The 25218-nt window shown below is 65.1% G+C and carries 23 protein-coding genes; 13 read left to right on the forward strand and 10 right to left on the reverse strand.

Features of this window, described 5'->3' with window-relative positions; genetic code table 11:
- Nucleotides 1-58: 58 nt before the first annotated feature.
- Nucleotides 59-1198 carry an N-formylglutamate amidohydrolase gene (locus RCJ92_RS04515; RefSeq protein ID WP_446753873.1) on the forward strand — a complete coding sequence of 380 codons (1140 nt, stop codon included), beginning with the start codon at nt 59-61 and terminating at the stop codon, nt 1196-1198.
- Here the strand turns inward: RCJ92_RS04515 and RCJ92_RS04520 are convergent.
- From RCJ92_RS04520 to RCJ92_RS04530, 3 genes are all read right to left on the reverse strand, one after another.
- Nucleotides 1195-2604, reverse strand: coding sequence for an anaerobic C4-dicarboxylate transporter family protein (locus RCJ92_RS04520; RefSeq protein ID WP_446753874.1), 1410 nt, complete (start codon nt 2602-2604; stop codon nt 1195-1197). The genes RCJ92_RS04515 and RCJ92_RS04520 overlap by 4 nt on opposite strands.
- Nucleotides 2605-2892: 288 nt before the next feature.
- The gene (locus RCJ92_RS04525; RefSeq protein ID WP_446753875.1) at nt 2893-3543 is read right to left on the reverse strand and encodes a hypothetical protein; all 651 of its coding nucleotides are present in this window, start codon (nt 3541-3543) and stop codon (nt 2893-2895) included.
- Between the two features lie 377 nt (nt 3544-3920).
- Nucleotides 3921-5126: a glycerophosphodiester phosphodiesterase family protein gene (locus RCJ92_RS04530; RefSeq protein WP_446753876.1), complete on the reverse strand. Its 1206-nt coding sequence runs from the start codon at nt 5124-5126 to the stop codon at nt 3921-3923.
- A 289-nt stretch (nt 5127-5415) separates the two neighbouring features.
- Here RCJ92_RS04530 and RCJ92_RS04535 point away from each other — a divergent pair, with 289 nt between their 5' ends.
- The 3 genes from RCJ92_RS04535 to RCJ92_RS04545 all read left to right on the forward strand — a co-directional run bounded on the left by RCJ92_RS04535 (nt 5416) and on the right by RCJ92_RS04545 (nt 8850).
- Nucleotides 5416-6930: an APC family permease gene (locus RCJ92_RS04535; RefSeq protein ID WP_446753877.1), complete on the forward strand. Its 1515-nt coding sequence runs from the start codon at nt 5416-5418 to the stop codon at nt 6928-6930.
- A 73-nt stretch (nt 6931-7003) separates the two neighbouring features.
- Nucleotides 7004-8227, forward strand: a complete 1224-nt coding sequence (locus RCJ92_RS04540; RefSeq protein ID WP_343833381.1) for a saccharopine dehydrogenase family protein — start codon at nt 7004-7006, stop codon at nt 8225-8227.
- Between the two features lie 74 nt (nt 8228-8301).
- On the forward strand, nt 8302-8850 hold the full coding sequence (locus tag RCJ92_RS04545; protein WP_343833383.1) for a TetR/AcrR family transcriptional regulator: 549 nt from the start codon (nt 8302-8304) through the stop codon (nt 8848-8850).
- A 14-nt stretch (nt 8851-8864) separates the two neighbouring features.
- On the opposite strand, the gene RCJ92_RS04550 is transcribed toward RCJ92_RS04545, so the two are convergent.
- The 4 genes from RCJ92_RS04550 to RCJ92_RS04565 form a co-directional block, all read right to left on the reverse strand.
- A complete protein-coding gene (locus tag RCJ92_RS04550) occupies nt 8865-9662 on the reverse strand; it encodes an IclR family transcriptional regulator domain-containing protein (protein WP_246049688.1) in 798 nt (265 codons plus the stop codon).
- 149 nt (nt 9663-9811) lie between these two features.
- Entirely contained in the window at nt 9812-10468 is a 657-nt protein-coding gene (locus RCJ92_RS04555) for a 3-oxoacid CoA-transferase subunit B (protein WP_138925584.1), read from the reverse strand.
- Nucleotides 10468-11139, reverse strand: coding sequence for a 3-oxoacid CoA-transferase subunit A (locus tag RCJ92_RS04560; protein WP_138175050.1), 672 nt, complete (start codon nt 11137-11139; stop codon nt 10468-10470). The genes RCJ92_RS04555 and RCJ92_RS04560 overlap by 1 nt, the downstream gene beginning before the upstream one ends.
- A gap of 54 nt (nt 11140-11193) precedes the next feature.
- Nucleotides 11194-12405: a thiolase family protein gene (locus tag RCJ92_RS04565; protein ID WP_446753878.1), complete on the reverse strand. Its 1212-nt coding sequence runs from the start codon at nt 12403-12405 to the stop codon at nt 11194-11196.
- A gap of 206 nt (nt 12406-12611) precedes the next feature.
- On the opposite strand from RCJ92_RS04565, the gene RCJ92_RS04570 reads away from it, so the two are divergent.
- Nucleotides 12612-13805 (forward strand): MFS transporter, encoded by a 1194-nt coding sequence (locus tag RCJ92_RS04570; RefSeq protein ID WP_446753879.1) that lies wholly within the window; start codon nt 12612-12614, stop codon nt 13803-13805.
- A 194-nt stretch (nt 13806-13999) separates the two neighbouring features.
- Nucleotides 14000-14749: an IclR family transcriptional regulator gene (locus RCJ92_RS04575; RefSeq protein WP_446753880.1), complete on the forward strand. Its 750-nt coding sequence runs from the start codon at nt 14000-14002 to the stop codon at nt 14747-14749.
- 59 nt (nt 14750-14808) lie between these two features.
- Here RCJ92_RS04575 and RCJ92_RS04580 read toward each other — a convergent pair whose 3' ends face one another.
- Nucleotides 14809-15699, reverse strand: a complete 891-nt coding sequence (locus tag RCJ92_RS04580; protein ID WP_446753881.1) for a LysR family transcriptional regulator — start codon at nt 15697-15699, stop codon at nt 14809-14811.
- Between the two features lie 80 nt (nt 15700-15779).
- Here RCJ92_RS04580 and RCJ92_RS04585 point away from each other — a divergent pair, with 80 nt between their 5' ends.
- The 7 genes from RCJ92_RS04585 (at nt 15780) to pcaC (ending at nt 22629) form a co-directional block, all read left to right on the forward strand.
- On the forward strand, nt 15780-17009 hold the full coding sequence (locus RCJ92_RS04585) for an MFS transporter (RefSeq protein ID WP_446753882.1): 1230 nt from the start codon (nt 15780-15782) through the stop codon (nt 17007-17009).
- Nucleotides 17010-17262: 253 nt separating this feature from the next.
- Nucleotides 17263-18459 (forward strand): 4-hydroxybenzoate 3-monooxygenase, encoded by a 1197-nt coding sequence (locus RCJ92_RS04590; RefSeq protein ID WP_446753883.1) that lies wholly within the window; start codon nt 17263-17265, stop codon nt 18457-18459.
- Nucleotides 18460-18509: 50 nt separating this feature from the next.
- On the forward strand, nt 18510-19349 hold the full coding sequence (gene pcaH / locus RCJ92_RS04595) for a protocatechuate 3,4-dioxygenase subunit beta (protein ID WP_054821288.1): 840 nt from the start codon (nt 18510-18512) through the stop codon (nt 19347-19349).
- Entirely contained in the window at nt 19350-19928 is a 579-nt protein-coding gene (pcaG, locus tag RCJ92_RS04600) for a protocatechuate 3,4-dioxygenase subunit alpha (protein ID WP_446753884.1), read from the forward strand. It abuts the gene before it with no gap.
- A gap of 106 nt (nt 19929-20034) precedes the next feature.
- The gene (locus RCJ92_RS04605; protein ID WP_446753885.1) at nt 20035-21441 is read left to right on the forward strand and encodes a lyase family protein; all 1407 of its coding nucleotides are present in this window, start codon (nt 20035-20037) and stop codon (nt 21439-21441) included.
- The gene (locus tag RCJ92_RS04610) at nt 21423-22220 is read left to right on the forward strand and encodes an alpha/beta fold hydrolase (protein ID WP_446753886.1); all 798 of its coding nucleotides are present in this window, start codon (nt 21423-21425) and stop codon (nt 22218-22220) included. The genes RCJ92_RS04605 and RCJ92_RS04610 overlap by 19 nt, the downstream gene beginning before the upstream one ends.
- A 13-nt stretch (nt 22221-22233) precedes the next feature.
- Nucleotides 22234-22629, forward strand: a complete 396-nt coding sequence (pcaC, locus tag RCJ92_RS04615) for a 4-carboxymuconolactone decarboxylase (RefSeq protein ID WP_138175104.1) — start codon at nt 22234-22236, stop codon at nt 22627-22629.
- An 11-nt stretch (nt 22630-22640) separates the two neighbouring features.
- On the opposite strand, the gene RCJ92_RS04620 is transcribed toward pcaC, so the two are convergent.
- On the reverse strand, nt 22641-23810 hold the full coding sequence (locus RCJ92_RS04620) for a hypothetical protein (protein WP_446753887.1): 1170 nt from the start codon (nt 23808-23810) through the stop codon (nt 22641-22643).
- A gap of 121 nt (nt 23811-23931) precedes the next feature.
- The gene (locus RCJ92_RS04625) at nt 23932-25215 is read right to left on the reverse strand and encodes a sodium/glutamate symporter (protein ID WP_446753888.1); all 1284 of its coding nucleotides are present in this window, start codon (nt 25213-25215) and stop codon (nt 23932-23934) included.
- Nucleotides 25216-25218: the final 3 nt, after the last annotated feature.

Genomic DNA, 25218 nt, shown 5'->3' on the forward strand with positions numbered 1-25218 from the left:
ACGGCCCGACCCGGTGCCGCGCCTGCGCCAACCGGTGAAGCAGCAGTAGAGTCAAGTCATGGACACTGCACCAACCTTGATTCCGGTAGGCACCCGATTCCGTTCCGAGGACATTACCCACTGGCAGGGCAAGAATCCGCACGGCACGGACACCACCGGCCAGCCTACGGACTCCCGCACCCTGGAACAGGCCCTGGCCGAGGCCGATCTGCTGGTCAGCACACCCCACTCAGGTGCCGCGATCCCCGAGGAGCTGGCCGGTTATCTTGCCCCAGAACTGACCCAGCGACTGCAGTACGATTTCTCCGATGTGGCCACCGCCTCCGTGGTCCGTCGCTGGGCAGACATTGATCCGCGGATCGTTGCCGTGATCAACCCGCATCCACGTATGGTTCGTGACCCCAACCGGGCTAAACCCGAGGACGTGGTGCAGACCCTGAATCAGGCCATTGAGCGGGTGGCACAAGTCGGGAAATGGAATCCGGTAGACCTTAGCGGAGTGGATGCGATCCGCCCGGTGACATTTTCCTTCTTCCCCATCCTGCAAATCCCCGAAGACCATGAGGCGCTGCAGAAACTGTGCCAGGACTTCGCCGACACCGCCGAGCAGGGATTGGGTGTCTACGAGCGGACCCGTGACGAGTTGCTGGAGCGGCTGCTGCAGATCAGGCAGGCGGCCGCCACCCCGGGTGCCGAGACGTCGCTGAGCTTCCTTTCCTTCCACGACACCATGAACACGACCACCACTGCGCAAGGCGCGGTTAATGTGCCGCGCAAGCCCGAAGACCGGTTGCCCAACGTGGTGGCGCTGTCCAACCGCGGGGATCAGCGCGGTGAAGCCCGTACCGAAGAGGACCCGCCCAGCATGAATCCGCAACGTCTGCGCCGCTTGGCGGAGGCGCACCGGGCGGCGTTCGAGGTCGCCAGTGCGGATGAGGTTCAGCTGAACACCCCTTACCTGGGCAGCCAGGAAATCATTGCCGCACGCGAACGCTTCTCAGACTTCCACCACCGGCACCCGGACTCGGCCCTGCTCACCGACGCGGTGCAGGCGGAGTTCCGTCGCGAATACCTGCTTGGTCAGGCATTCACTGCGCAACTGCACGAGCCGGGAACCTCTTGGCCGCAGGAAGACCCGCAGCAAGTGGAGTTCCTGGCCCGCGCCTGCAAAGCTGCCTGGGACCGCTACCGCGGCTAGAACGCGTCCACGGCCAGGCCAATGACCGATCCGGCGATGATGGTGGTAACGGCCAGAATAATGCTGGGAAGGAAGAAGGAGTGATCCACCAGCTTGGTGCCGAGCTTGGTGCTGCCGCTGTCATCAAAGTTTGCGGCAGCGATCTGTGAGCCGTTGGTCGGCAGCAGGTAGATTCCGGCAAATGCGCCGGCCCACATGCCTGAGAGCAGTCCCAGTGGCATACCGGCGCTCAGCGCGATCGGCACCGCGGTGTTGGTCGCCGTGGACTGGCTGGTGGTCAGCACGCAGATCAGGAACACGCCCAGGGCGAAGATCCACGGCGCCTGCCCGATCAGTGCCCCTACGCCGTTGCTGACCAGGTCGCTGTGGGCTTCGAGGAAGGTGCTGGTCAGCCAGGCCAGACCGAACAGTGCGATGGCCGAGACCATGCCTGCTTTGAACACCGTAGAGGAGGGAATGTCCCCCACCTTCGGGCGGGCCACCATGATGATCACTGTTCCGGCCACGAACATGATCACCGGGATCAGCTGGCTCATTTCCATGCGCGTTTCGGCGCCGAAGGGCGGGCGCAGCGATGGGAACAGTCCGAACACCACGATCGCCAGCACTCCGGTAAAGAAGATCAGAGCAGCGTTGCGGCCGGCGGCCGTCGGCTCCGGAATTGCGGCCTTCGCCGGAGCGGTAGACAGGTGGGTCCTTGGCGCGCCTGTGCCGGAACGGTGTGCATCCGCGGCGGCCTTGACCGCGGCAGCTCCGGCCGGCGGCGGAATTTCCCCCGCCGCGATTTTCGCCTGGATCTGGGGGTCGTCCTCAATGTCCTTGCCCAGCTTGTTCACGATGAAGGCAGACACCACGATCCCGATCAGGGCTGCGGGCAGGGTGATCATGATGATGTTGATCATTTCGAAGCCAAGTTCGCTGGTGAACCCAATCATTGCTGCCATGGCCGCAGAAACCGGGCTGGCCGCCAAGGCCACACCGGTGGCCACCACCGAGAGCGATAGCGGCCGGGATGGACGGATCCCGTTTTGGTAGGCGACATCCTTGATGACCGGCAGCAGCGGATAAAGGATGTTCGAAGTACCGGCTCCGACAGAAAAGAGGAAGGAAATCAGCGGGGCGACAAAGGTAATCATCTTCGGGTTCTTGGCGATGGCCTTCGCTGCAACAGCCACCATCCAGTCAATGCCGCCGGATTGCTGCATCACCGCCGCAGAGAGCACCACGGCCAGCACAATGATGATGGCCGAGGTGGGAATCGCCCCGGGCTGCAGACCGAAGCCAAAGACCAGCACTGCAACGCCGGTTCCTCCCCACAGCCCCAGGCCGACGCCGCTGGAGCGGGTGCCCATCAGGATCGCCAGGATGACAACCGCTAGTTCGAGTAAGACCTTTACTGTTTCCACGTGGTGACTCCGTTATTCGGGCTGTAGGCCTACAGCGCGTGAGCCTTGCTTCAAGGGCAGGTATTTCCCATTAGATCACCGGAAAAGCCAAGCGGAGAAACTAAAACCCCACTACAGACTGGTACATCCGCCGTTTTACCCACGAGAAGTCATGGCAGCGCCCAACTGCTGTGAGTAACCTATCGCTGGCCGGTTGCCGCCACCACACCGGAACATGATCAAACAGACTTCTCCCGTGTATTCCAGCTCCTGGCTCCCTACCTGCTGAGGTTGGCCATGCTGGCGCACTTACTGTTTGGCTTGCGGACCGCCGCTGCTCCAGTCGTAGCCGCTTTCGGTCACCACAATCTTCCACGGTCCGTCGGGGACATCGACTTCATCGACGAACCGCCACGAGACCCCGGCCTGGGTTCCGTTCAGCGCGTCAAAGCCCAGACATCCAACGACTGCCGGGGAAACATCCATTCCGGCCCCGTTGAACTCGGTGTTCTTCGGGCGTTCGTTGTTCTCCCCGAAAACATACTCAAAGTCGTCGTAGACGACAGGGCCCGCATCGGCGATCTGGGCGAAACAGGTCTTGCCCCGAAAGCTCAATTCAACCCAGCGGTTCTTCATGTAGGAGAAATTCTTGTTCTCCAGATTTCCGGCATACCCGAAGTCGTTGGCCCACGGGATTAGGTGGCGCTGCGAGAACGCCTTCTCGTTGGTCACGTCATTGAACGGCAGGTCCAGATAGAAGGGGTTCTGCTGGGGTGTCATGTGCTTCGGGAAATAGTTGTTGGCCGCCTCACGAACCTCCGTGTTGCAGACGCCGTCTTCGACCACGCCGTCACATCCGCCGTAGCGCTCGTACCACCATCCGTCGTAGGCACTGATCATCTGCGAGCCGTCGTGGGCGTTCGGATCATGGATTTCCCCAACCCAGAAGGTGGTGGCCACCAGGCACAGATGCCAGGGAAAGCTTCGTCCCAACAGCGTTCGCGGTCCGCGCCCGGTCGCGGCGCTCCACCAGTTGCCGGTAACGGTTCGAAGCTTGCATTTCAGTTCGTTTACGCCCAATGCTCCCCCTGCGACTTTGCCGTTCCAGTGCAGTGGCACAAGGTTCGGACCCCAATTTCCCCACCCTTAGTGAACCCGGTTTTCCCGGGGCGGGGCAAACCGTGTCGCAGGGCGCGCGTGTCGCGCGGCGGGGGCTTTCATCAGTTTTTCGCCCCCGGCGCGCCCCTGCCCCTGCTGGCTTGGGAATCTGTGGGTCCCCCAAGCCGGCAGGGGCAGAAGCGGTGGATGGGATTGTGACGTTGGCGGATCCGGGCCGGTTAATTGGCGAAGGTGTCCACGAGTTTGCCCTGCCCGTTCCACAACCCCAGCGAGTCACCACCGTTGTTCAGGATTGCGCTGCCCATATCGGCGTAGAAGGCATCCATGCTGTTGGTGCCGGGGCCAGGGTAGACGCGCAGCTGGCCTCCGGCGGGGATGGTGTAGCCAGCAGGAATCTGCAGCAGGTTATTGGCGGCATCGCGCAGCAGATAGCCCGAGGCATCGACCGGACGGGGCCCGGGGTTGCTCAGCACCACGTGTTCACCGGTCTCGGGCTGCAGGTCATTGCCCGGCACGTCGTTGACCGATGAGTGGATCACCAAGCCGGGCTTGCCCGGAAACGGGTCACGACCGGAGAAGTGCCGGGAGAGCTGGGCCGGGAAATCACCGGTAATGCGTTCCACGCCCAGCTGCCTGGCGGCATCGGCAGACTCGGTGGAGTTCACGGTGTAGACGCCCAGGCCGAGCCCGGCCCGCTTGACCCGTTCGGCACCGGCCGCATCCAGGGTTCGATAGCTGGTGCCGAAGGCGTCTGCGAATCGGGAGTAGCCTTCCAAGGTGGCGGCATCTGGCACGGTGCCGGCCAGCTGCTGCAGCGGCACCTCGGGGGCCAGCTGCGCGAACCGCTGGTTGGATTCGGCGTCAAAGCCGAGCACTTCAATGCGCCCGGCATCGAGCAGCCGGGACCAGCTGCGCTCCTGCTCCAGCGCCTTGGCCACCACTTCTTCGACGCCCGGCGAATTCTTGGGCGACTTGATCTCAATGAAAACCCCGGTAGTGCCGGTAACGGCCTGCGGCACCTGGTCAAAGTGCGGGATGCGTTCCCCGGCGTAGGCCGCGGAGAAATAGGAGCCGGCATCCAGCTGCTGCAGCTCATCCCAGGTAAATGACGTGATCGGCTGATGCTCGCGGCCTGGGAACACCTGCTCGACATTCGTGGTGCGTGCCGGGGTGTCGTCATGGAAGACGAACGGGACGCCGTCACGGCTGAGCTGCACGTCGATTTCGATGAATTCGGCACCGGACTGGCTGCCGGCTTTGATGGCGGGAAGCGTGTTTTCCGGAGCCACTCCGGCAGCTCCCCGGTGGCCGATGAGTAGGGGTTCGTCTTGTAAGTGGGGTGCCGGAGCGGCGGCGGCCGGCAGCCCCAGCCCGGCGAGCATGAGGGCTGAAAGCGCCCCAAGGCAAAGCGATCGAATGTTCACGTCAGCGGTTCTCCTGTGTTTCGAATACAACACCGCCTACTGTTTCGCGCGCGGGCAACAGCTCTGCGAAATGGACGTGAACTGGATCTGAACCGAGGTTTTCCGCCTGCATCCGCGTCCAGTACGACGGGAACCGTATTCCCCGGGTCTCCTGTTCCAAGGTCAAGCACATGTGCATCCGATCACTGATAGGTGTAACTTGACTCACTTTGAAACCACTGGCAGGATGATACCGACCAACCAGTTGGTCGGTACTTTGAGCGGCGTAGGCGGGGCATAGGAGGATTGAATGGAAACAGCATTGGAACAGCGAACGCGTGGGGCGTCCACGGATTCCGGCAAAGATCTGGCGGCCGGAAAACTGGGATTGGTTCCCTCAACCGTTATCGGCCTTGCCTCAACCGCGCCGCTGTACTCGCTGGCCGCGACCCTTGGTTTCATCGTCATGGCGGCCGGCGCCCAGGCACCTGCCGCACTAATCGCGGCCTTCATCCCCATGTGCTTGACGGCCTTCGCCTATCGGGAACTGAATACCGCCATTCCGGACAGCGGTACTGCCTTTACCTGGGCAGCCAAGGCGTTCGGCCCTCGCACCGGCTGGATGGCGGGCTGGGGCGTCATGGTCGCTGGCGTGATCGTGATGTCCAGCCAGACGGAGGTGGCTTCCAAATATTTGCTTCTGCTCATTGGCGATGGCTCCATCGCCCAGAACAAGGTTCTGGTCACAGGGTTCGGCGCGCTGATCATTATCGCCATGACATGGGTTTCGTACCGCAATGTTGAAACTGGGGCATGGACGCAGTACCTGCTCATGGCTCTGCAGTACGCGGCCATCATTGCCTTCTGCATTGGCCTGTACTTCGCTATCCAGTCCGCCCCAGCATTGGGAATGGAGTTCTCCTGGGACTGGTTCAACCCCTTGGCCTCCGATAACCCGGCCGGTTTCATGCAGGGCGTGCTAATAGCGATCTTCATCTACTGGGGTTGGGATACCTGCCTAGCCCTGGCGGAGGAAACCAAGAATCCGCGCACTACCCCTGGCTTTGCGGCACTGCTGTCGACTGCGATGCTGCTGGTGACTTACATCGGCATCACCGTGTTGGCGATGATGTTCGCCGGAGTGGGCACCGAGGGCAAGGGACTTGCCAATCCAGAAGGAGCTGAGGACGTGTTCTTTGCCCTGCGGGTGGACGCCCTGGGTTCTTGGGGCTGGCTGCTGGTTTTCGCCGTAGCAGTCTCGGCGCTGGCCACCTGCCAGACCACGATCCTGCCCACGGCCCGTGGAACGCTGTCCATGGGAGTGTACGGCGCACTGCCAAAGCCCTTCGCCATGATCAACCGCATCTACCAGACCCCCAGCTTCTCCACCCTCTTCACGGGTGTGGCTTCACTGGTTTTCTATGTGGGAATGACGGTCATCTCTGGCGACATTCTGGCCGACACCATTGAGAGCACTTCCCTGGCGGTAGCGATGTACTACTCCATCACCTCCTTCGCCTGTATCTGGTATTTCCGTTCCTCGCTGTTCGCTTCGGCACGCAATGTCCTGCTGCGTTTCGTCCTGCCGCTGCTGGGAGGTCTGATGATGACGGGCGTTTTCGTCTTCTCGGCAGTGAGCATGCTGGATCCCGAATACGGAACCACCACGGTGCTGGGAACCAGCGGCACCTTTGTCATGGGCGTGGGTTCACTGGCGGTTGGGCTGCTGGTGATGGTGCTCTGGGCCCGGCGTCCGGCCGCACGCGATTATTTCGAGGGGCGCTCCCTCAATGCCTCAACTCCGGTCCTGGTACCCGAGCACTAACACTCGCCAGCTGAGGTTCTCCCTCGCCTTCACTAACTTTCCATCTCGTTTATCAACAGAAAGAAGATAGATCATGCATATTCTCATCATTGGTGCCGGCGGTGTCGGTTCGGCTGCTGCCCGCATTGCCTCCCGCCGTCAATTCTTCGACAAGCTGACGGTCGCGGACTACGATCCGGCCCGCCCCGAGCAGTTGGTACGGGATATCTCCGACGCACGCTATGCGGTCGCTCAAGTTGACGCGTCGAGTGAAGACAGCGTGCAGGAGCTGATTCGATCCACCGGAGCGACTCATGTGCTCAACGCCGTCGACCCGCGCTTTGTGATGCCGATCTTCAACGCCTGCAAGGCCGCCGGGGTGACCTACCTGGACATGGCCATGAGTCTGTCGATCCGCCACCCCGAGGAGCCCTACTCGAAGACAAACATCAAGTTGGGCGATGACCAGTTTGCGGTGGCCGATCAGTGGGAGAAGGACAACCAGCTGGCACTGGTCGGCATTGGCGTGGAACCAGGGCTTTCCGACGTGCTGGCTCGGTACGCTGCCGATGAGCTGTTTGACTCCATCGAAGAGCTGAGCGTGCGCGACGGCGCGAACCTCACGGTGGAAGGCTACGAGTTTGCTCCCTCGTTCTCCATTTGGACCACCATCGAGGAATGCCTGAACCCGCCGGTCCTCTTCGACAAGGACAAGGGTGGCTGGTACGCTGCCGAGCCGTTCTCCGATCCGATCACCTTCGAATTCCCCGAGGGCATCGGCGAGGTGGAATGCGTCAACGTCGAACACGAGGAAGTTTCCCTCATGCCGCGCTGGCTGGACGCCAAGCGCGTGGAATTCAAGTACGGCTTGGGCAATGAGTTCATTGAGGTGCTCAAAACCCTGAACAAGCTGGGCCTGGACTCAACGGAACCGGTAACGGTACGCGGTCAGCAGGTTTCCCCCCGGGACGTGGTGGCGGCTTGCCTGCCCGATCCGGCCACCCTGGGACCATTGATGAAGGGAAAGACCTGCGCTGGGGTGCTGGTCACCGGCACCCTAAAGGATGGTTCGACCGGGTCACGCTACCTGTATCACGTGGTCGACAATGAGGAAACCATGCAACGTGATCAGTCGCAGGCCGTAGTCTGGCAGACAGCGATCAACCCGGTGATTGCACTGGAACTGCTCGCCAACGGCACCTGGTCCGGTGCCGGTGTACTGGGCCCGGAGGCCTTCACCGCCAAGCCGTTCCTGGATCTGATGGAGGCCGCTGAACCCGAGGGTTACGGTTCACCGTGGGGTATCGTCGAGAAGTAGACCCTGAGCTACGGAGGTGCCAGCGCTAGAAGGTCGCTGGCACCGCCGTCACATTTTTGAAAGAGTCACAGTCAATGACCGCAGGCACTAAGCAGGACGCAATCATCGACGCCTACGTGGCGCTGTTGGCAGAACATGGCGCGCGGGAGGCAACCATCGATGCCACGGCACGGCGCAGCGGTCTATCCAAGGCTGGCTTGCTGCATTACTTCCCCTCCCGCCAGGCGCTGGATACGGAACTGGTGCAGCGACTTCGCGTGCTGATCGAAGCCGATGTCGCAGCCATGGCAAGCGACCCCGATCAGGCAGTTCGGTATTACCTGGCGTCCTCCCTGGAGGAGAACTCACAGCTGGAAAGAATGGTGGTGGCCGCGACCCGGCTGGCTCAGCGCGGCCATGAGGAAGCTGGCCAGGTGCTGCGCTTTGGGCGCGACGAGTGGTTTTCCGTACTGCTCGACTCGTTGGGTGATCCGGCACTGGCCAAACTCGCACTGCTTGCCGGAGACGGTTTGAGCTACCACCTGGACATTGGGCGCCAAGGCGGTGACGGATTCATTGACGAGACCACCCTGGATCAAATGGTGCGCCTGGTGAGCCAATGCCGCGAAAGAGCCCGCCGCTGACCGGCTTTGGTTCCCTAGCGCCGCGCGGCGAGCGCCTCCTCGACCTGGCCGGCCGCCCGCAGCAGCTGCGGGAGCACCCGCTGGGCCGCTTCCTGCGCATCGGCCGGGCTGTCGGGTCCCACGCTCATGGATACGTTCATGGCCGCCACGATGCTGCCGTCCTTGCTGAACACCGGAACAGCCACCGAGCGCAGTCCGACGGACAGCTCCTGGTCCACCAGGGCATACCCCCGTTCCCGGACCTTCTCCAGTTCCGCTTCCAGGGCCTTGGCGTCGGTGATGGTGCGCGGGGTCAGTGCAGCAGGAGTGTCCTGGAGGACCTGCTGCACGGTTTGCGCCGGCTGATGGGCCAGCAGCACCCGGCCCATGGAGGTGCTCAGCGCCGGGAAGCGGGTCCCCACAGAGATCCCCACCTGCATGATGGAGCGGGTGTGCACGCGGGCGATGTACATGATTTCACTGCCCTGCAGCACGGAGGCGGAGGCCGATTCCCCGACACTTGCGGAGAGCTCCTCCAGCACCGGTTCAATGAGTTGCGGCAGGGTGGCGCTGGACAGGTAGGCATACCCCAGCTGCAGCACCAGCGCGGTGAGCGCGAACTGCTTCCCGTCCGTGCGCACGTAGCCCAGCTCGGCCAGGGTGTGCAGGAATCGGCGCGCGGTGGCCCGGGACAGTCCGGTGCGTGCGGCGACCTCGGACAGCGTCATGGACGTGTGTTCGGCGTCGAAGCTGCGGATGACCTGCAGCCCGCGGGCCAGGGACTGCACCGAGGTCTTCGCCGACGTGCTGTTCTCGCTGTTCTCGCTGCTCAAGGCTCTCCTGATTGATGTGCTCCGCCCACGGGGTGCCGTGCTGCGGGGATGGTGAAGGGGCACGCGGCCTGGGATGGCGCGCGCCCCTCCTAATTTACTGGTTGTTGGCGAGCACCGCCTCCGCGGATGCCCGCGGCGGCCTGGCGCGTTTAGCCGCGGGCGAGTTCGACCGGCAGCTTGGCCTGAAGCTCCTCGAAGCTGATCCCGTGGGTGGAGCGCACGAACACCTGCCCCTGGCGCAGCTCAAAGACCGCGACCTCCGTATAGATTCGCGAGACGCAGCCGAGCCCGGTAACCGGATAGCTGAGCTGGTCCACCAGCTTGGAGTCTCCGTTCTTCGTAAACAGGCTCATCATGACCCAGGTCTGCTTGGCGCCGATGGCCAGGTCCATGGCGCCGCCAACGGCCGGGATCGCCCCTTCGGCTCCGGTGTGCCAGTTGGCCAGATCCCCGGCGGCCGAGACCTGGAAGGCCCCGAGCACACAGACATCCAGGTGCCCGCCGCGCATCATGGCGAAGGAGTCGGCGTGGTGGAAGAAGCTGGCTCCGGGCAGCTCGGTGACCGGAATCTTACCGGCGTTGATCAGGTCCTCGTCCACCTGCTCCCCGGTGGCCACCGGTCCCATGCCCAGCATTCCGTTCTCGGTGTGCAGGGTGACGCCCTGTTCGGCGGTGAGGAAGTTGGAAACGTTGGTGGGCTGGCCAATGCCAAGGTTGACGAAGGCACCGGCGGGGATGTCCGCGGCCACCATCTGGGCCATCGCATCGCGGGTCAGTTTCTCATCGGTGTGCAGCAGCGTGCCCATCAGTTCTTCCCTCCCAGTGCCACCATGGTGTCCACGTAGATGCCCGGGGTCACCACGACCTCCGGGTCGATGCCGCCCACCGGCACGATCTCATCAACCTGGACAATGGCCTGCTTGGCGGCGGCGGCCATGATTGGTCCGAAGTTGCGCGCGGTCTTGCGGTAGACCAGGTTGCCGTGGGTGTCAGCCCGCAGCGCCTTGATCAGTGCGACATCGGCGTGTATCGGGGTCTCCAGTACATAACCGCGCCCGTCAATCATGCGCGTTTCCTTGCCCTCGGCCAGCAGCGTGCCGTAGCCGGTGGGGGTGAAGAATCCGCCGATCCCGGCGCCCGCCGCACGAATCCGTTCGGCCAGGTTTCCCTGCGGAACCAGCTCCAGCTCGATGTCCCCGGCCCGGTAGGCCTCATCAAAGTGCCAGGAATCGGATTGGCGGGGGAAGGAGCAGATGATCTTCTTTACCCGACGTTCCTTGATCAGCAGGGCCAGGCCCGCGTCGGCCTGTCCGGCGTTGTTGTTCACCACGGTCAGATTCGTGGCCCCGCCATCAAGCAGGGCGTCGATCAGTTCCATGGGTTGCCCGGCGTTGCCGAAGCCGCCGATCAGAACGGTGGAGCCGTCCTTCACTTCGGCCACGGCCTCGGCCGGCGAGGTGGCGATACGTGGTGCCATCAGTGTCTACCTCTCTGAGCGAAAATCCTTGGGAGGGATGAACTCCCGGTGTGGCTAGTTGGCGGCGTTGACGTTCTCGATGACCACGGCCAAGCCCTGGCCAACCCCAATGCAAATGGCCGCCAGGCCGTAGCGCTGCCCCGATTCCTGCAGTCGACGGGCCAAGGTCCCCAGGATGCGCAGGCCCGAGGCGCCCAACGGGTGGCCGATGGCGATGGCCCCGCCCCAGGCGTTGACGATGTCCGGGTCAATGTCCCAAGCACGCAGGCAGGCCAGCGACTGCGCCGCAAACGCCTCGTTCAGTTCCACCGCGGCGATGTCGTTCCACGACAGTCCCGCCTTGGACAGCGCCTTGTTGGCCGCCTCGACGGGGGCAAATCCAAAGTACTGCGGGTCCAGGGCGTGGGCCGCGTTGGAGATGATGCGGGCCAGCGGGTCCAACCCGAGCGCCTGTCCTCCGGCTTCCGAGCCAATGAAGGCTGCCGAGGCCCCGTCATTCATGGGTGAGGCGTTCCCTGCGGTCACGGTTCCGGTTTCGGCCGGGCGGAACACGGTGCGCAGTCCGGAGAGGGATTCCGCCGTCGAGTCCGGGCGGACGGTCTCGTCGCGGGTGACTTCGGTGCCCTTCTTGGACGCTGGGGGCACCGGCACGACAAGGTTGTCGTACTTGCCGGCCTGCCAGGCGGCGGCGGCCTGCTGGTGGGAGGTCGCCGCGAACTGATCCTGGTCTTCGCGGCTGATCTGGTACTTTTCACGCAACTGCTCGGTCGCTTCACCAAGCGAAACGGTCCATTCCCCAGGCATGGACGGATTGACCAGGCGCCACCCCAGGGTGGTGTTGGCCAGCTCCAGGTTGTTCATGGGGAAGGGGCGCTCGGTCTTGGGCAGCACCCATGGCGCACGGCTCATGGACTCCACTCCCCCAACAAGCACCAGGTCCGCGTCCCCCGTGGCCACCTCGCGGGAGGCGGCGATGGCCGCGTCCAGGGAGGAACCGCACAACCGGTTCATGGTGGTGCCGGGGATGGAGGTGGGCAGCCCGGCCAGCAGCGTGGCCATGCGCGCGACATTCCGGTTCTCCTCGCCGGCCCCGTTGGCGTTGCCGAAAATAACCTCATCGATGGCGGAGGCATCCAGCTGCGGCGCGCGGGCCACCAGTTGGCGGATCACGTGCGCGGCAAGATCATCCGGCCGATGCCCTGACAGGCTTCCGCCCAGCTTGCCAAAAGGCGTACGGATCGCGTCATAGAGATAGGCCTGCTGCATTAAGTCACTGCTCCATTACCGTTCGATGTTCATACTGTGAACTTTCGTTCGTAAAACGAACAATATCAGCCCCAGCCCTCGCGCTCAATACTAGCAAAGAAGTTCGCTATGCGAACTAGTGTGCGTGAAGTGAATTTGATGCTAACATCACTTTGCTATGACGCACATCACCGCCACTTCGTCGGCGGGACTCGAAGGGAGCCACCTTGACTACGTCGCTTAGCGGCACTAGGCCGCAAAAACTTGGCGGCTGGATTGCCGCCCTCTGCTTCTTCATCGTGGTCTTCGAGGGCTACGACATCGTGGCGTTGGGAGCCACCATTCCCGTATTGACCGACCCGGACATCGGAGGCTTCAGTGTCGCCGCCATGAACTGGGTAAACACGTTTTCCCTGATCGGCGTCGGAGTGGGAGCCGCGCTCATGGGGCGTTTGGCCGACCACTTTGGCCGTCGACGCCCCTTGCTCCTGGCGGTTCTGGTGTTTTCGGCCTTCACGCTGGTCTTTCCGCTGATGCCCAATGCGGCACTGATGGGGTTGGTGCGTTTTATCGCAGGTCTGGGACTCGGTGGATGCATGCCGGTGGCCCTGGCGTTGATGCAGGAGAACGCGCCGGTTGGACGCCGGGCCCTGGCCAACAACCTGCCCATGGTCGGATATCACCTGGGTGCCGTGCTGGCCTCCCTGGCTGGCCGGGCCGCGGGCATGCACTGGTCGTTGCTTTACTATCTGGGCGGCGGACTAGGCCTGGTGCTGCTCGGCCTGCTTTGGTTCAAGCTCCCCGAAAGCGAAGTGCGCCCCGCGGGAGAGCGCAGCTCGCTGGCAGATGTGCTCAAGCCCAAGTACTTGCGCAGCTCGATCGGCTTGTGGATTGCGGCGTTTATGGGTCTGGTCCTGGTCTATGGATTGAACGCCTGGTTGCCCAAGATCATGGGCGCCGCTGGCTACCCGGTGGCCGACTCCCTGACAATGCTCTTTGTCCTGAACCTCGGGGCGATCGCCGGGCTCATCATCAGCGCCTATGCCGCCGATGCGAAGGGAATCAAACTGGTTTCCCTGCTCTGGTTCGCCGCCTCGGCTGTCTTCCTGGTTCTTCTGGCCCTGCCCTTCGGAAGCCAGGCATTGCTCACGGTGGTCCTCTTCATCACCGGCGTCTTTGTTTTCAGCGCCCAATGCCTGATGTACGTCTATGCCGGGCACGTCTATCCTCGTGACATGGTGGCCACCGGCATCGGTTTGGCTTCGGGGATCGGGCGCTTCGGCGCGATTCTCGGCCCCTACGTCACCGGTCTCATGGTGGCTGCGGGAACCGCATATCCTGGGGCGTTCTTCCTCTACGGGGGTGCTGCACTGATCGCGGTGCTGGTCATCGCGCAGATCCCCAAGCCGAAGTCCTCCTAGCGGCAAACGGACGAATCCGGGGGCCAACAATTGAGTAAGAGTGTGCCGGTGCCACAGGATGGCACCGGCACACTCTTACTCATTCCGTCCCCTAGGAGACCTGCAGGGTTCCCCCACCATGCCCAGCGCATTTCCCAGCCCCGCCCACTCGTTCGCCAATATTCCCGCTGCCATCAGCAGACTAGAGTTGATTCATGGCCAACTCGCCCAGTGGGGATTCCATGCTGGACCGCATTGTGCGGATCCTGGATTCCTTTGACCCCAAGACCCCGAAGCTTTCGGTCGCCGCCCTGGCTCGGCGCGCCCAGATTCCCCGCGCCACCATGTACCGCTTGATTGAGGACCTGGTCGGCCACGGTTTGCTGGCGCGTGATCACGAAGGACAAATTTCACTGGGGCTACGGCTGTGGGAGCTGGCCAACCGCAGTGCCGCTACCCAGGACCTGCGCACCGCAGCACTGCCCTTCATGGAGGACATCAATCAGCTTCTGGGCCAGAACACCCAGCTGGCAATGCTGCATCAGGATGACGTCCTGGTCATTGAGCGTCTCTCCCGTCCCGGGTCGGTGGTCAATCAGGCCAGCGTTGCCGGGCGCATGCCGATCCACCGCACCTCCATGGGCATGGCGCTGCTGGCCTACTCCCCGGCCCCGGTGCTGGAGGACTACCTGAGTCGACACGAGGAAGCCGTTCTCGACTACCATCCCCGGCTGCGTCATGAGCTGGCTGAGATCCGACGCCGCGGCTACGCCACCTTCGATGGCTTTATCGATCCCGAGACGACCGGGGCCGCGGCCCCGATTCTTGACGGTCAGGGGTACGCGGCGGCCGTGTTGGCTGTGGTGGTTCCCCGGGGCTCTGCAACGCTGCCCGCCGCGGCCATGGCTCTGCGCACTGCGGCACGAGGCATCTCACGGGCCCTGGGCTACGCCCCCGACGGTTAACCCGGGCCGCCGGCTCCCCCACAGCGCGCACGGGCTTGATGCTGCCTAGGCTGGTCGGTCTATATGGCGTTGCGTGCTTCGGCAAGGATGGCCCGCATGACCACGTCTTCGGCGGCGGTCGGCTGCCGATTCGTGGCGCGGGCCAGCTGAATTCGCCACTTCAGGGGCACCGGCACCGCCCAGATTCCCTGGGTCCCCGAGCGCTCGACGGTGGACTGCGGCAAAAAGGCGACACCCAGCTCCTGCCGGACAAGCTCCAGCGCGAAATCCAGTGAGACGACCTCCGTGCGCACGCTACGGTGCAGTCCCTGCGCGGAGAAGGCGGAGTCAATGGTGGTTCGGTTTCCCCAGCCTTCGGGGAAGTCCACGTACTGTTCCCCGGCAATTTCCGAAAGGTCGACCTGCTGACGCCCGGCGAGCCGATGCCCCGCCGGGATGACCAGAACCATTGGCTCGGCATGGATCTCATGCAGCGCTATCCCCGCGACCTGGGGATTACTGACCGAGAGCAGTGCCAGGTTCAGCGTTCCCTCCTGCACAGCAGCCAGACTGGTGCGCGTCCCCTCCACGGTCAGCCGCAGCTTGACGACGACTTCCGGATACCGTCGATGAATCTCCAGCAGCACCTTCCCCATGTCCAAGGCCCCCAGGTAGGACAGGGTGCCCAGCGACACCGTGCCGCGCACCATTCCTCCCACGGCATCGACTGCATCCCGCGCGCCATCCACTTCCGCCAGGATGGTCCGTGCCCGGGGCAGCAGCGCCTCCCCCGCGGGAGCCAGGCGAACGCTGCGCCCCTGACGGACGAAAAGCTGGGCTCCCAGTTCGCGTTCAAGCTGCTTGATTCCCCCCGAGACGGCCGACTGGACCACGTTCAACTCCTGTGCCCCACGGGTGAAGCTCAGCTGTTCGGCGACGGCCATGAAGTACTGGATCTGGGATAACTGCATGCTTCAGTATCACCAAGCAAGATGCAAGCAATCAACCTTTATCGTTGGACGCGATCAACACCGCCACGGATGATGGACTCATGCCCGTTTCACCTTCCCCCGCGGCAACCCGCTCCGCACCCGCCGCGCAGCACGGCCGCGGCTTCTGGATTGTCGCCTTCGCGTTCCTGACCTCGATGGCCTTTGCCTCCGCCCCGGCCCCGCTCTACGTCCTGTACCAACAGCGGTCAGGGTTCAGCTCCTTCACCGTCACCCTGATCTTTGCCGCCTACGCCCTGGGCGTAGTGGTGAGCCTGTTCCTGGCCGGACATATCTCCGACCGTGTCGGCCGACGCCGCATCCTGGTGCCCGCCGTGGCCCTGGTTTTCATCTCCACACTCGTCTTCATCTTCTGGCAGGACCTGCCCGGGCTTCTCACCGCGCGTTTCGTCTCGGGCCTTGGGGTGGGCATGTTGACCGCGACCGCGACCGCCTGCATGACCGAACTGCACGCCACTTCCCGCCCGGGGACCGGCTTGCGCCGGGCCGAGGTCATCGCCACCGCCGCCAACATCGGCGGGCTGGGTCTGGGGCCTTTAGTCTCTGGGATGCTGGCGGAGTTCGCCCCGGCTCCGCTCTACACCACCTACCTTGTCTTTGCCGCGCTGCTGCTGCTCGGCCTGCTGTCACTGGCCCGTGTCCCGGAAACCGTGCAGGTGGATCGCAACTGGAACTATCGGCCACAAAGGGTTTCGGTGCCCCCGGAGGCCCATTCGCGCTTTGCAGCCGCGGCGATGATGGCATTTGTCGGATTTGCCATGTTTGGGCTGTTCACCTCCCTGGCCCCGGCTTTGATTGCCGGCGAGCTGGCCATCACCTCCCATGTGGTCTCCGGCGCCGTGGCCTTCGTGGTCTTTGCCGCGGCTGCCGCGATGCAGGTGGTTTCCTCGCGCTGGAGCCTGCACCGGCAGACCACGGCGGGTCTGGCCTGCCTGGGTATCGGCCTGCTCCTGGTGACCGCCAGCATCCTGGTGGCGTCCCTGGCGCTGCTGGTCATTGGCGGACTGGTGGCCGGTGCCGGCTCGGGGATGTCGTTCAAGGCGGGAATCGGCACCGCCATTTCCATTGCCTCCCCGGCCCAGCGCGGCGAAGCCCTGGCCGGCATCTTCCTGGCCGGCTACCTGGGAATGTCAGTGCCGGTCCTGCTGCTTGGCGCACTGATGCAGTTCATTGCGCTGGCGCCATCGGTGCTCGGCTTTGGCGTCTTCATGTTGCTGCTGCTGGGCGTCACCCTCCTGCTGTTGATGCGCAGCCGGCGCGCGGGCATCTAGGACAGAAGCATTCGTCCCGCACCTTCCCGATGTTGAAAATGCGGCGGCCGCCCGGGTGACCGGCCCGGGGGCCCGCATTTCATGCTTCCCAACGCACCGTCCATAAATATTCTTATTCAATGAGAAGCATGGTGTGTTTGTTCCGCACGTCACTGCATTCTTGAAGTCAATCTCTTGTCCCCACCCATGTCGCCCTGCCCGCCGAGAATCGGCGTAGCGGCAGACACGGCCCCGAACGCTGAGGCAGGCTTCAATGACGCAGACTCCCCGGATCATCCGCACCCAGGTGGGCATCATCGGCGGCGGTCCGGCCGGGCTCATGCTCTCGCATCTGCTTGCCCAGGCAGGCATCGAGAACATCGTGGTGGAAAAACGGGATCACGAAACGATCCGCAATACCCACCGCGCCGGCATCCTTGAGGACCAGGCCGTGGCCATGCTGACCGACAGCGGGGTCAACGGCCGGGTATTGACCGAGGGCGACGAGCACGCCGGCATCGACCTGCGCTTCAACGGCGAGTCCCATCCGCTGGACTTCCGCGACCTGGTGGACGCCACGGTCACCCTGTACGCCCAAAACGAGGTCTTCATCGACCTGGCCGCGGCACGCAAGCGCGATGGTGGGGACGTGCGCTACGGGGCCGAAGTCACCGAGATCCTGGACATCGAAACCGACACCCCGAAGTTCCGCTTCACCGACGCAGCGGGCACCCTGTTCGAGGTGCAAGCTGACGTGATCGTGGGCGCCGACGGGTCGCGTTCCTTTACCCGCCGCCAGATGCCGGCAGCCCAGCGCAATGACTTCAAGGTCGAATACCCCTTCGCCTGGTTCGGCATCCTCACCCAGGCCCCAAAGTCCTCTCCGGAACTGATCTATGCGAACTCCCCCCACGGATTCGCGCTCATCTCCCAGCGCTCCGAGACGGTGCAGCGCATGTACTTCCAGTGCGACCCGAACGAAAACGTTGATGACTGGAGCGAGGACCGGATCTGGAGCGAGCTGCAGCGGCGGGTGGATGGACCGGATGGCTTCCAGCTGGCGACCGGGCCGATCTTCGACAAAACCGTGCTGGGGTTCCGCTCCTTTGTGCGCGAACCGCTCTCCCACGGCCGGCTGTTCCTGGCCGGAGATGCCGGACACACGGTCCCGCCCACCGGGGCGAAGGGCCTGAACCTGGCCTTCGCGGATGTGAAGGTCTTGTTCGAGGCCATCGACTCGTTTTACACCACCGGTAGTGACCGGCTCCTGGCCGGCTACTCGGACCTGGCGTTGAAGCGGGTCTGGAAGGCCCAGAACTTTTCATACTGGATGACCTCCATGCTCCACACCCCCGTGGGCGCCGACCCGTTCATGACCCGCCGCGCCCTGGGAGAGCTGGAAACCGTGACCTCCTCGCGCTTCGGCCAACAATACCTGGCCGAGTCCTACACCGGCTGGCCGCACGCCTGACCCGCCCAACCACCACCTTCCCGCCCATTGACCACTGAAAGGAGCACGCAGTGAGCACCGATACGAACCACACCACCGATGAGACGTTCGAGAACCCGCGCGTCCTGGATCCTGCCGCCACCGCCGACTCGCAGGAAACCATCACCAGCGAAATCCAGGACATCCACGAGGCCTACCGGCAGGAGGTGCTGGCCGGGAAGAAAGAGGAAACCCAGCCGCGGATCGACTTCGCCCCCTACCGTTCCTCCCTGCTGCGCCATCCCACCAAGGACCTGCACCACACGGATCCGGAAACCATTGAGCTGCACTCCCCCGCCTTCGGGGACCGGGACGTGCACATCCTGGAATCGGACCTGACCATCCAGCACAACGGGGACCCCATCGGCGAGCGCATCGTGGTCTCCGGCCGGGTACTGGACGGGGACGGCCGTCCGGTGGCCGGGCAGCTGATTGAGATCTGGCAGGCCAACGCGGCCGGACGCTACATCCACAAGCGCGACCAACACCCGGCCCCGATTGACCCGAACTTCACCGGGGTGGGCCGGGCGATCACCGGGCCGAATGGCGAGTACACGTTCACCACCATCAAGCCGGCACCGTACCCGTGGAAGAACCACCACAACGCCTGGCGTCCGGCGCACATCCACTTCTCGCTGTTTGGCACGGACTTCACCCAGCGGATGATCACCCAGATGTACTTCCCCGGTGACCCGCTGTTCTCCCTGGACCCGATCTACCAGTCGATCACCGACCAGAAGGCCCGCGACCGGCTGGTCGCCACCTACGACCACTCGATCACCTCGCATGAGTGGGCCACCGGCTACAACTGGGACATTGTGCTCACCGGCAGCAACCGCACCTGGATGGAAGACGAAGAGGGGGACCACTAAATGGCACCGGCACCAGAGCTGAAGCTCGTCCCGACCCCGGGACAGACCGTCGGCCCGTTCTACGGCTACGCACTGCCCTACGACAAGGGCCACGAGCTGATCCACCCGTCCAACCCGAACGCGGTGCGCCTGCACGGGGTGATCACCGATGGGCAGGGCACCCCCATCCCGGATTCGATGCTGGAGATCTGGCAGGCGGACCATCAGGGACGGGTGCCCACCCAGGACGGTTCGCTGCTGCGCGACGGCTACACGTTCACCGGCTGGGGCCGGGTGGCGGTGGACAACGTGGGCCACTACACCTTCACCACCGTGAACCCTGGCGCGACCAAGGCGGGCAAGGCCCCGTTCATCATGCTCACCGTGTTCGCGCGCGGGCTGCTCAACCGCCTGTTCACCCGCATCTACCTGCCGGAGGACACCGAGGCGCTGGCCAATGACCCGCTGTTGTCGGCGCTGCCCGAGGAGCGGCGCAAGACCCTGATCGCCACCCGGGAACAGGACGGATCGCTGCGCTTTGACATTCGGCTGCAGGGTGAGGACGAGACCGTTTTCCTGACCTACCCGCGCGAAAGCTAGGAAGCAGGAGAAGCTGCCCCGCTAGGGTGGAAGCTGCAGGTGCCCAAGCACCGCGGCCTTCCGCCCCGGCGGGGCGTTGAACGTAGTGCCGAAGTGAGGTTGACCGATGACTAATGCCGATTACGGGGTGCTCAACCCGGCGTGGGCCGGCGGCGCTGCGGCCCGGCTGGCCGATGACACCGCCTTCATCCAGGCGATGCTTGATGTTGAGGCCGCCTGGGTGCGGGTGCAGGCCGGGGCCGGACTGTGCACTGCGCAGCAGGCCGCGGCGGTGGACGCCGTGGCCCGCGCCGAACGCTACGATCTGGCCGAAGTGGCGCGGCGGACCCCGGACGGAGCGAACGCGCTGATCCCGCTGCTGGGCATGATGCGCGAGTTGCTGGCCCAGGACGGCGCGCCTGGGGGCACCGGCACGGTGCTGCACCGCGGGGCCACCAGCCAGGACATCATCGATTCCGCGCTGATGCTGCTGCTGGCCCGCGGCATCAAGGTGGTGTCCGCCCACCTGCATTCGGCGGGTGACGGCCTGGCCGCACTGGCGCGCGCCTACGCCCGGACCCCCTGCATTGCCAGGTCGCTGACCCAGCATGCGCTGCCCACCACCTTCGGCTACAGGGCCGCCGCGTGGCTTTCCGCGCTGGGTTCGGCCGGCCGGGCGCTGCAGGAGCTGTCCAACACGCTGGCGCTGCAGTGGGGCGGCGCCGTGGGCACGCTGGCCTCCCTGGACCAGTTCCTTGCCGACCAGCCCGGGACCCACCCAGACAGCGCCGAACTGGTCCGCCGTCTGGCGGCCGAACTGCAGCTGGTGGACCGGCAGGTCCCGTGGCACACCAACCGCGTGCCGCTGCTGCAGGCCGGCTCCGCACTGGGGACGGTGATCGCGGCGCTGGGCACCTTCGGCACCGATGTGCTCACCGCCTCCCGCCCGGAAATTGGGGAGCTCTCCGAGCCACGCGAGGCCGGCAAGGGCGGGTCCTCGGCCATGCCGCAGAAGCAGAACCCGGTGCATTCGCTGCTGCTGCGCACCGCGGCGCTCAGCGCCCCGGCCCTGGTGGGAACGCTGTTCACCGCCGCCGGCACCGCGGCCGACGAACGCCCGGATGGCGCCTGGCACGCCGAATGGCCGGCACTGCGCGAACTGCTGCGCCTGGCGGTGGGCAGCGCCGAGCACGCCGACGTGCTGGCCAACGGGCTGCGCGTCAACGAATCGGCGCTGGCCCGCAACCTGGCCCTGGGCGGGGACGCGGTGCTCTCCGAACGCCTGGCCACCGTGCTGGCCCCGGTCATTGCGGGCGGCAAGCCCGCCGTCCAGGATCTGGTGCGCCGTTCGCTCACCGACCAGGTGAGCCTGCGCGAGCTGCTGCGCCTGGAGGTCTCCCACACGGACCTGTCCGACGCGCAGCTTGATGAGCTGCTGGACCCGGCCGGCTACCTGGGCAGCGCCGCACGCTTCACCGACACCGTTCTTGCCGATTACGCCCTGTGGAAGGAATCATGGCTGTCCCACAACTAACCCCCTCGCTGCTCCGCCTCGACGCCTCGCTGCCGACGCTGATCCTGGGCCCGTCGCTGGGTACCGGCGCACTGCACCTGTGGGGCCCGGCCGTCCCCCACCTGAGGGACGGCTTCCAGCTCATCGGCTGGGACCTTCCCGGCCACGGTGCGAGCCAGCCGGCCACGCAGCCGTTCACCATGACCGAACTGGCCCAGGCGGTCATGGACATGATCCAGGCGCTGCGCGTGGATGGGGTCATCGACCAGGGGGCCGTGCCCTACTATGCCGGGGTGTCCGTGGGCGGGGCCATCGCCCTGCAGCTGGCCCACGACCATCCCGGCGCGTTCCAGGCGCTCTCGGTGGTGTGCTCGGCGGCGAAGATCGGGACGGAGCAGGCCTGGAACGAACGGGCCGACCTGGTCGCCGCCGCCGGAACCCCGACCATGGTGGTCGGCTCCGCCCAGCGCTGGTTTGCCCCGGGGTTCATCGAGAAGGACCCGGTCACCTCCACCAACCTGCTGCACAACCTGCAGGACGCCGACCGCTTCTCCTACGCCCACGTCTGCCGGGCGCTGGCCGGGTTCGACCTGCGCGAAGAGCTGGCCGGGCTCACCGACCCGCTGCTGGCCCTGAACGGCGCCCATGACCAGGTCTGTCCGCCCTCCGATGCCCAGTTCATTGCCGAGCACGCCCCGCGGGGCCGCTGCGCCATCATTGAGAGCGTCGCCCACCTGGCCCCGGCCGAGGACCCGCAGGCCACCGCGCGCCAGCTGAGCGCCTTCTTCACCGCCAACTAGCAAAGGTTTGACCATGACAGATTCACAGCGCCTGCCCGGGGACACCTATGATGCCGGGATGGCGGTCCGCCGTGAGGTGCTCGGCCACGAGCACGTGGACCGGGCCAGCAGCACCTCGAACGAGTTCACCGATGAATTCCAGGAAATGATCACCCGCTACGCCTGGGGCACGATCTGGACCCGCGAGGGCCTGCCGCGCACCACCCGCAGCGCCATCACCCTGACCGCCATGATCGCCGGCGGCTACTGGGAGGAGCTGGAGATGCACGTGCACGCGGCCCTGCGCAACGGGATGACGCCCGAGCAGATCAAGGAAGTGTTCCTGCAAAGCGCCATCTACTGCTCGGTCCCGGCGGCGAACGTGGCCTTCAAGATCGGCAAGAAGGTCCTGGCCGAATACCAGCAGTAGCCCAGCGGTCCTCAGCCCGAGGACCGGACCCGGACCCAGTCATCCGGGCCCGGACCGGCATCGTCCAGCACCCAGCGCTGCGCCTGCCCGACCAGCGCCGTTTCGTCCCGCAGCCAGTAGGTGGCATCGGGGTCCCAGCCGGCGATGAGCGAGGCGGTGTGCTCATCCACCGGGACCACTTCCCCGGCGGTGGCCAGGTACCCGGCAATGCTCAGGTGCACGCCCGCGTAGTCCCGGGCCACCGCCGAGAAGTCCGGGATCACCCAGCGCCCGTCGCGCCCGGTGGTATCAAACCAGTCACGGCGGCGCAGCGCGGTGACCTCCAGCGGGTACTGGCGGCACAGCCGGGCCCAGCTGTTGGGCCCGGTGATCTCATAGACGGGGGCATCGGCCGGCACGCTCAGCCGGCGCAGCTGCGCCCCGCGCCAACCCATCCCGTCTTCGGCGCACCACAGCCCCACCGGGGTGCCGTCGGCAAAACGTCCGGTGGAGCGGACCGTGCCAAAGGGCGGGGTGGACCACCACGACCCGCTGCCCAGCTTGCGCAGCGGCCGGCGCAGCTCCCGGCGCCGCCGCCCGTTCTCCCGCACAACCTGTTTTTTCCAGCGGGCCAGGCATTCGGCCGCCGATGGCACCGGTTCCTCCGGCCCGGGCCCGCCAAGGCCCTGCACATCATCCCAGTTGATGCTCCATTGATCCGCCCGGGCGCACGCATCCCTCCACCCGGTGACCGGGCGTGAGGGGCCGAGCGCACCCGCCAGCCGGCGCAGGGGCGGGATGATGTCCGCCCGGCCCAGCAGCGTATCCTCGCCATCGGGTGGCTGCCAGTACATTGCGGCGTCCACCGAGGCGGCCAGGGCCCGGCGCACCGTGGGCAGGCTCGGCTCCGGCAGCGCCACCTGGTCAAGCAGCGCCGCCAGTTCGGCGTCGGTGGGCATCACCGGTTCCAGGTCCGCGGTGGTCACCGGCGCGCCTTCGGGGACAGCCACGAACCGGGCCACCGCATCCCCGCGCTCCTTGGCCACCAGGTAGGCGGCGTCGTGGAACGCACCGAGCACCGGTGCCGGCCCGCCACCCTCGGTGTCCTGCTCCAGCTGGCTGGCCGCAACCAGCTCGTACAGCAGCCGCCGTCCGCGGCGTCCGGCCAGCAGCGCGGCCTGCATGTCCATCTCGGCGCCCATTGTTCCTCCCCGGGGTTTCGCCCCAGCCTAGCGCGACGGCCAGCGGACCGGGGAAACCAACGGTGCCCCACCCCCGGCAACAGCAGGGGTGGGGCACCGCGGGGTGAAGACCGTGGGGCGGCTAGGCGACCAGGTTCATGCACCACACAATCCAGGGCAGCGCCACCAGGTCGATCAGCACCGCACCGGCCAGCGGCACAATCAGGAAGGCCTTCTCGGAGCGGATCCCGAACTTGGCGTTGAACGCGTCCATGTTCGCCAGCGCGTTCGGGGTGGCGCCCAGGCCGTGGCCCAGGAAGCCGGCGACCATGGTCGCCGCGTCGTAGTCCTTGCCCATCATCCGGAACACCACGAACGCGGAGAACAGGACGATGAACACCAGCTGCACCAGCAGGATGACCGACAGCGGGCCGGCCAGGTTCGCCAGCTCCCAGATCTTCAGGCTCATCATCGCCAGGGTCAGGAAGAAGCCGAGGGTCATCTGGGAGATCAGGTTGACCGAGTCGTCGTTGATCTTGATCAGCTTCAGCTTGTCGTTCAGGTTGCGGAAGATCACCGCGATGATCATCGCACCGACGTAGGCCGGCAGGGAGAAGCCGGTGATCTCGGCGATCCAGTCGCCCAGCAGCATGCCGACCACCATGATGATGCCGATGACCGTGGCCGTGGACAACAGCGAGGAGTAGTTGCTGATTTCATCCCCGGGCTGCTTGATCGCCTCGTCCAGGTCCTCACCCACCGCCGGGCCGCCGGCCGAGCCGCCGCCACCGGCCAGCTTGCGCATGCCCGCGCCCACCGGCTGCTTTGCCTCACGCACCCCGGCCTTCTGCGGGGCCTTGAGCTTGTGCCAGTGCATCAGGAAGCTGGCCAGCATGCCGCCCAGCAGGCTGCCGGCCACCAGGCCGAAGGTCGCCGAGGCGATCGCCACGGTGGTTGCGCCCTGCACGCCCATTTCCTCGGCGGTCGGGCCGAACGCGGCCGCGCCGCCGTGCCCGCCTTCCAGGCTGACCGCGCCGGCCATGATGCCCAGCATCGGATCGACCCCCAGCACCTTGGCCATGCCCATGCCGATCAGGTTCTGCGCGATCGCCAGGGACCAACAGGCCACCAGGTACACCAGCAGCAGCTTGCCGCCCCTTTTAATGGTGGCCAGCGAACCGGCCAGGCCGATGGTGGAGAAGAACGCGATCATGGCCGGGGTCTGCAGCGAGGTGTCCAGGCTGATTTCGGCAGCGCCGGTCTGGCGCAGCACCAGCACCAGCAGTGCGAAGAGGAAGCCGCCCACCACCGGGGCGGGAATGCAGAACTTCTCCAAGAATCCCACCCGGCGCCGGGCGAACTCGCCGAAGGCCAGCAGGACCATGGCCAGCGCCGAGGTCTGGACCAGTGATAATTGCAATTCCATAGA

Source organism: Glutamicibacter sp. BSL13 (assembly GCF_052928425.1).

What these genes read in the sequence shown, in the direction of transcription:
- RCJ92_RS04515 (WP_446753873.1), top strand. Translation starts at nt 59, where the DNA reads ATGGACACTGCACCAACCTTGATTCCGGTAGGCACCCGATTCCGTTCC.
- RCJ92_RS04535 (WP_446753877.1), top strand. Translation starts at nt 5,416, where the DNA reads ATGGAAACAGCATTGGAACAGCGAACGCGTGGGGCGTCCACGGATTCC.
- RCJ92_RS04540 (WP_343833381.1), top strand. Translation starts at nt 7,004, where the DNA reads ATGCATATTCTCATCATTGGTGCCGGCGGTGTCGGTTCGGCTGCTGCC.
- RCJ92_RS04545 (WP_343833383.1), top strand. Translation starts at nt 8,302, where the DNA reads ATGACCGCAGGCACTAAGCAGGACGCAATCATCGACGCCTACGTGGCG.
- RCJ92_RS04555 (WP_138925584.1), bottom strand. Translation starts at nt 10,468, where the DNA reads ATGGGCACGCTGCTGCACACCGATGAGAAACTGACCCGCGATGCGATG.
- RCJ92_RS04560 (WP_138175050.1), bottom strand. Translation starts at nt 11,139, where the DNA reads ATGGCACCACGTATCGCCACCTCGCCGGCCGAGGCCGTGGCCGAAGTG.
- RCJ92_RS04565 (WP_446753878.1), bottom strand. Translation starts at nt 12,405, where the DNA reads ATGCAGCAGGCCTATCTCTATGACGCGATCCGTACGCCTTTTGGCAAG.
- RCJ92_RS04575 (WP_446753880.1), top strand. Translation starts at nt 14,000, where the DNA reads ATGGCCAACTCGCCCAGTGGGGATTCCATGCTGGACCGCATTGTGCGG.
- RCJ92_RS04580 (WP_446753881.1), bottom strand. Translation starts at nt 15,699, where the DNA reads ATGCAGTTATCCCAGATCCAGTACTTCATGGCCGTCGCCGAACAGCTG.
- RCJ92_RS04585 (WP_446753882.1), top strand. Translation starts at nt 15,780, where the DNA reads ATGCCCGTTTCACCTTCCCCCGCGGCAACCCGCTCCGCACCCGCCGCG.
- RCJ92_RS04590 (WP_446753883.1), top strand. Translation starts at nt 17,263, where the DNA reads ATGACGCAGACTCCCCGGATCATCCGCACCCAGGTGGGCATCATCGGC.
- pcaG (WP_446753884.1), top strand. Translation starts at nt 19,350, where the DNA reads ATGGCACCGGCACCAGAGCTGAAGCTCGTCCCGACCCCGGGACAGACC.
- RCJ92_RS04605 (WP_446753885.1), top strand. Translation starts at nt 20,035, where the DNA reads ATGACTAATGCCGATTACGGGGTGCTCAACCCGGCGTGGGCCGGCGGC.
- RCJ92_RS04610 (WP_446753886.1), top strand. Translation starts at nt 21,423, where the DNA reads ATGGCTGTCCCACAACTAACCCCCTCGCTGCTCCGCCTCGACGCCTCG.
- pcaC (WP_138175104.1), top strand. Translation starts at nt 22,234, where the DNA reads ATGACAGATTCACAGCGCCTGCCCGGGGACACCTATGATGCCGGGATG.
- RCJ92_RS04620 (WP_446753887.1), bottom strand. Translation starts at nt 23,810, where the DNA reads ATGGGCGCCGAGATGGACATGCAGGCCGCGCTGCTGGCCGGACGCCGC.
- RCJ92_RS04625 (WP_446753888.1), bottom strand. Translation starts at nt 25,215, where the DNA reads ATGGAATTGCAATTATCACTGGTCCAGACCTCGGCGCTGGCCATGGTC.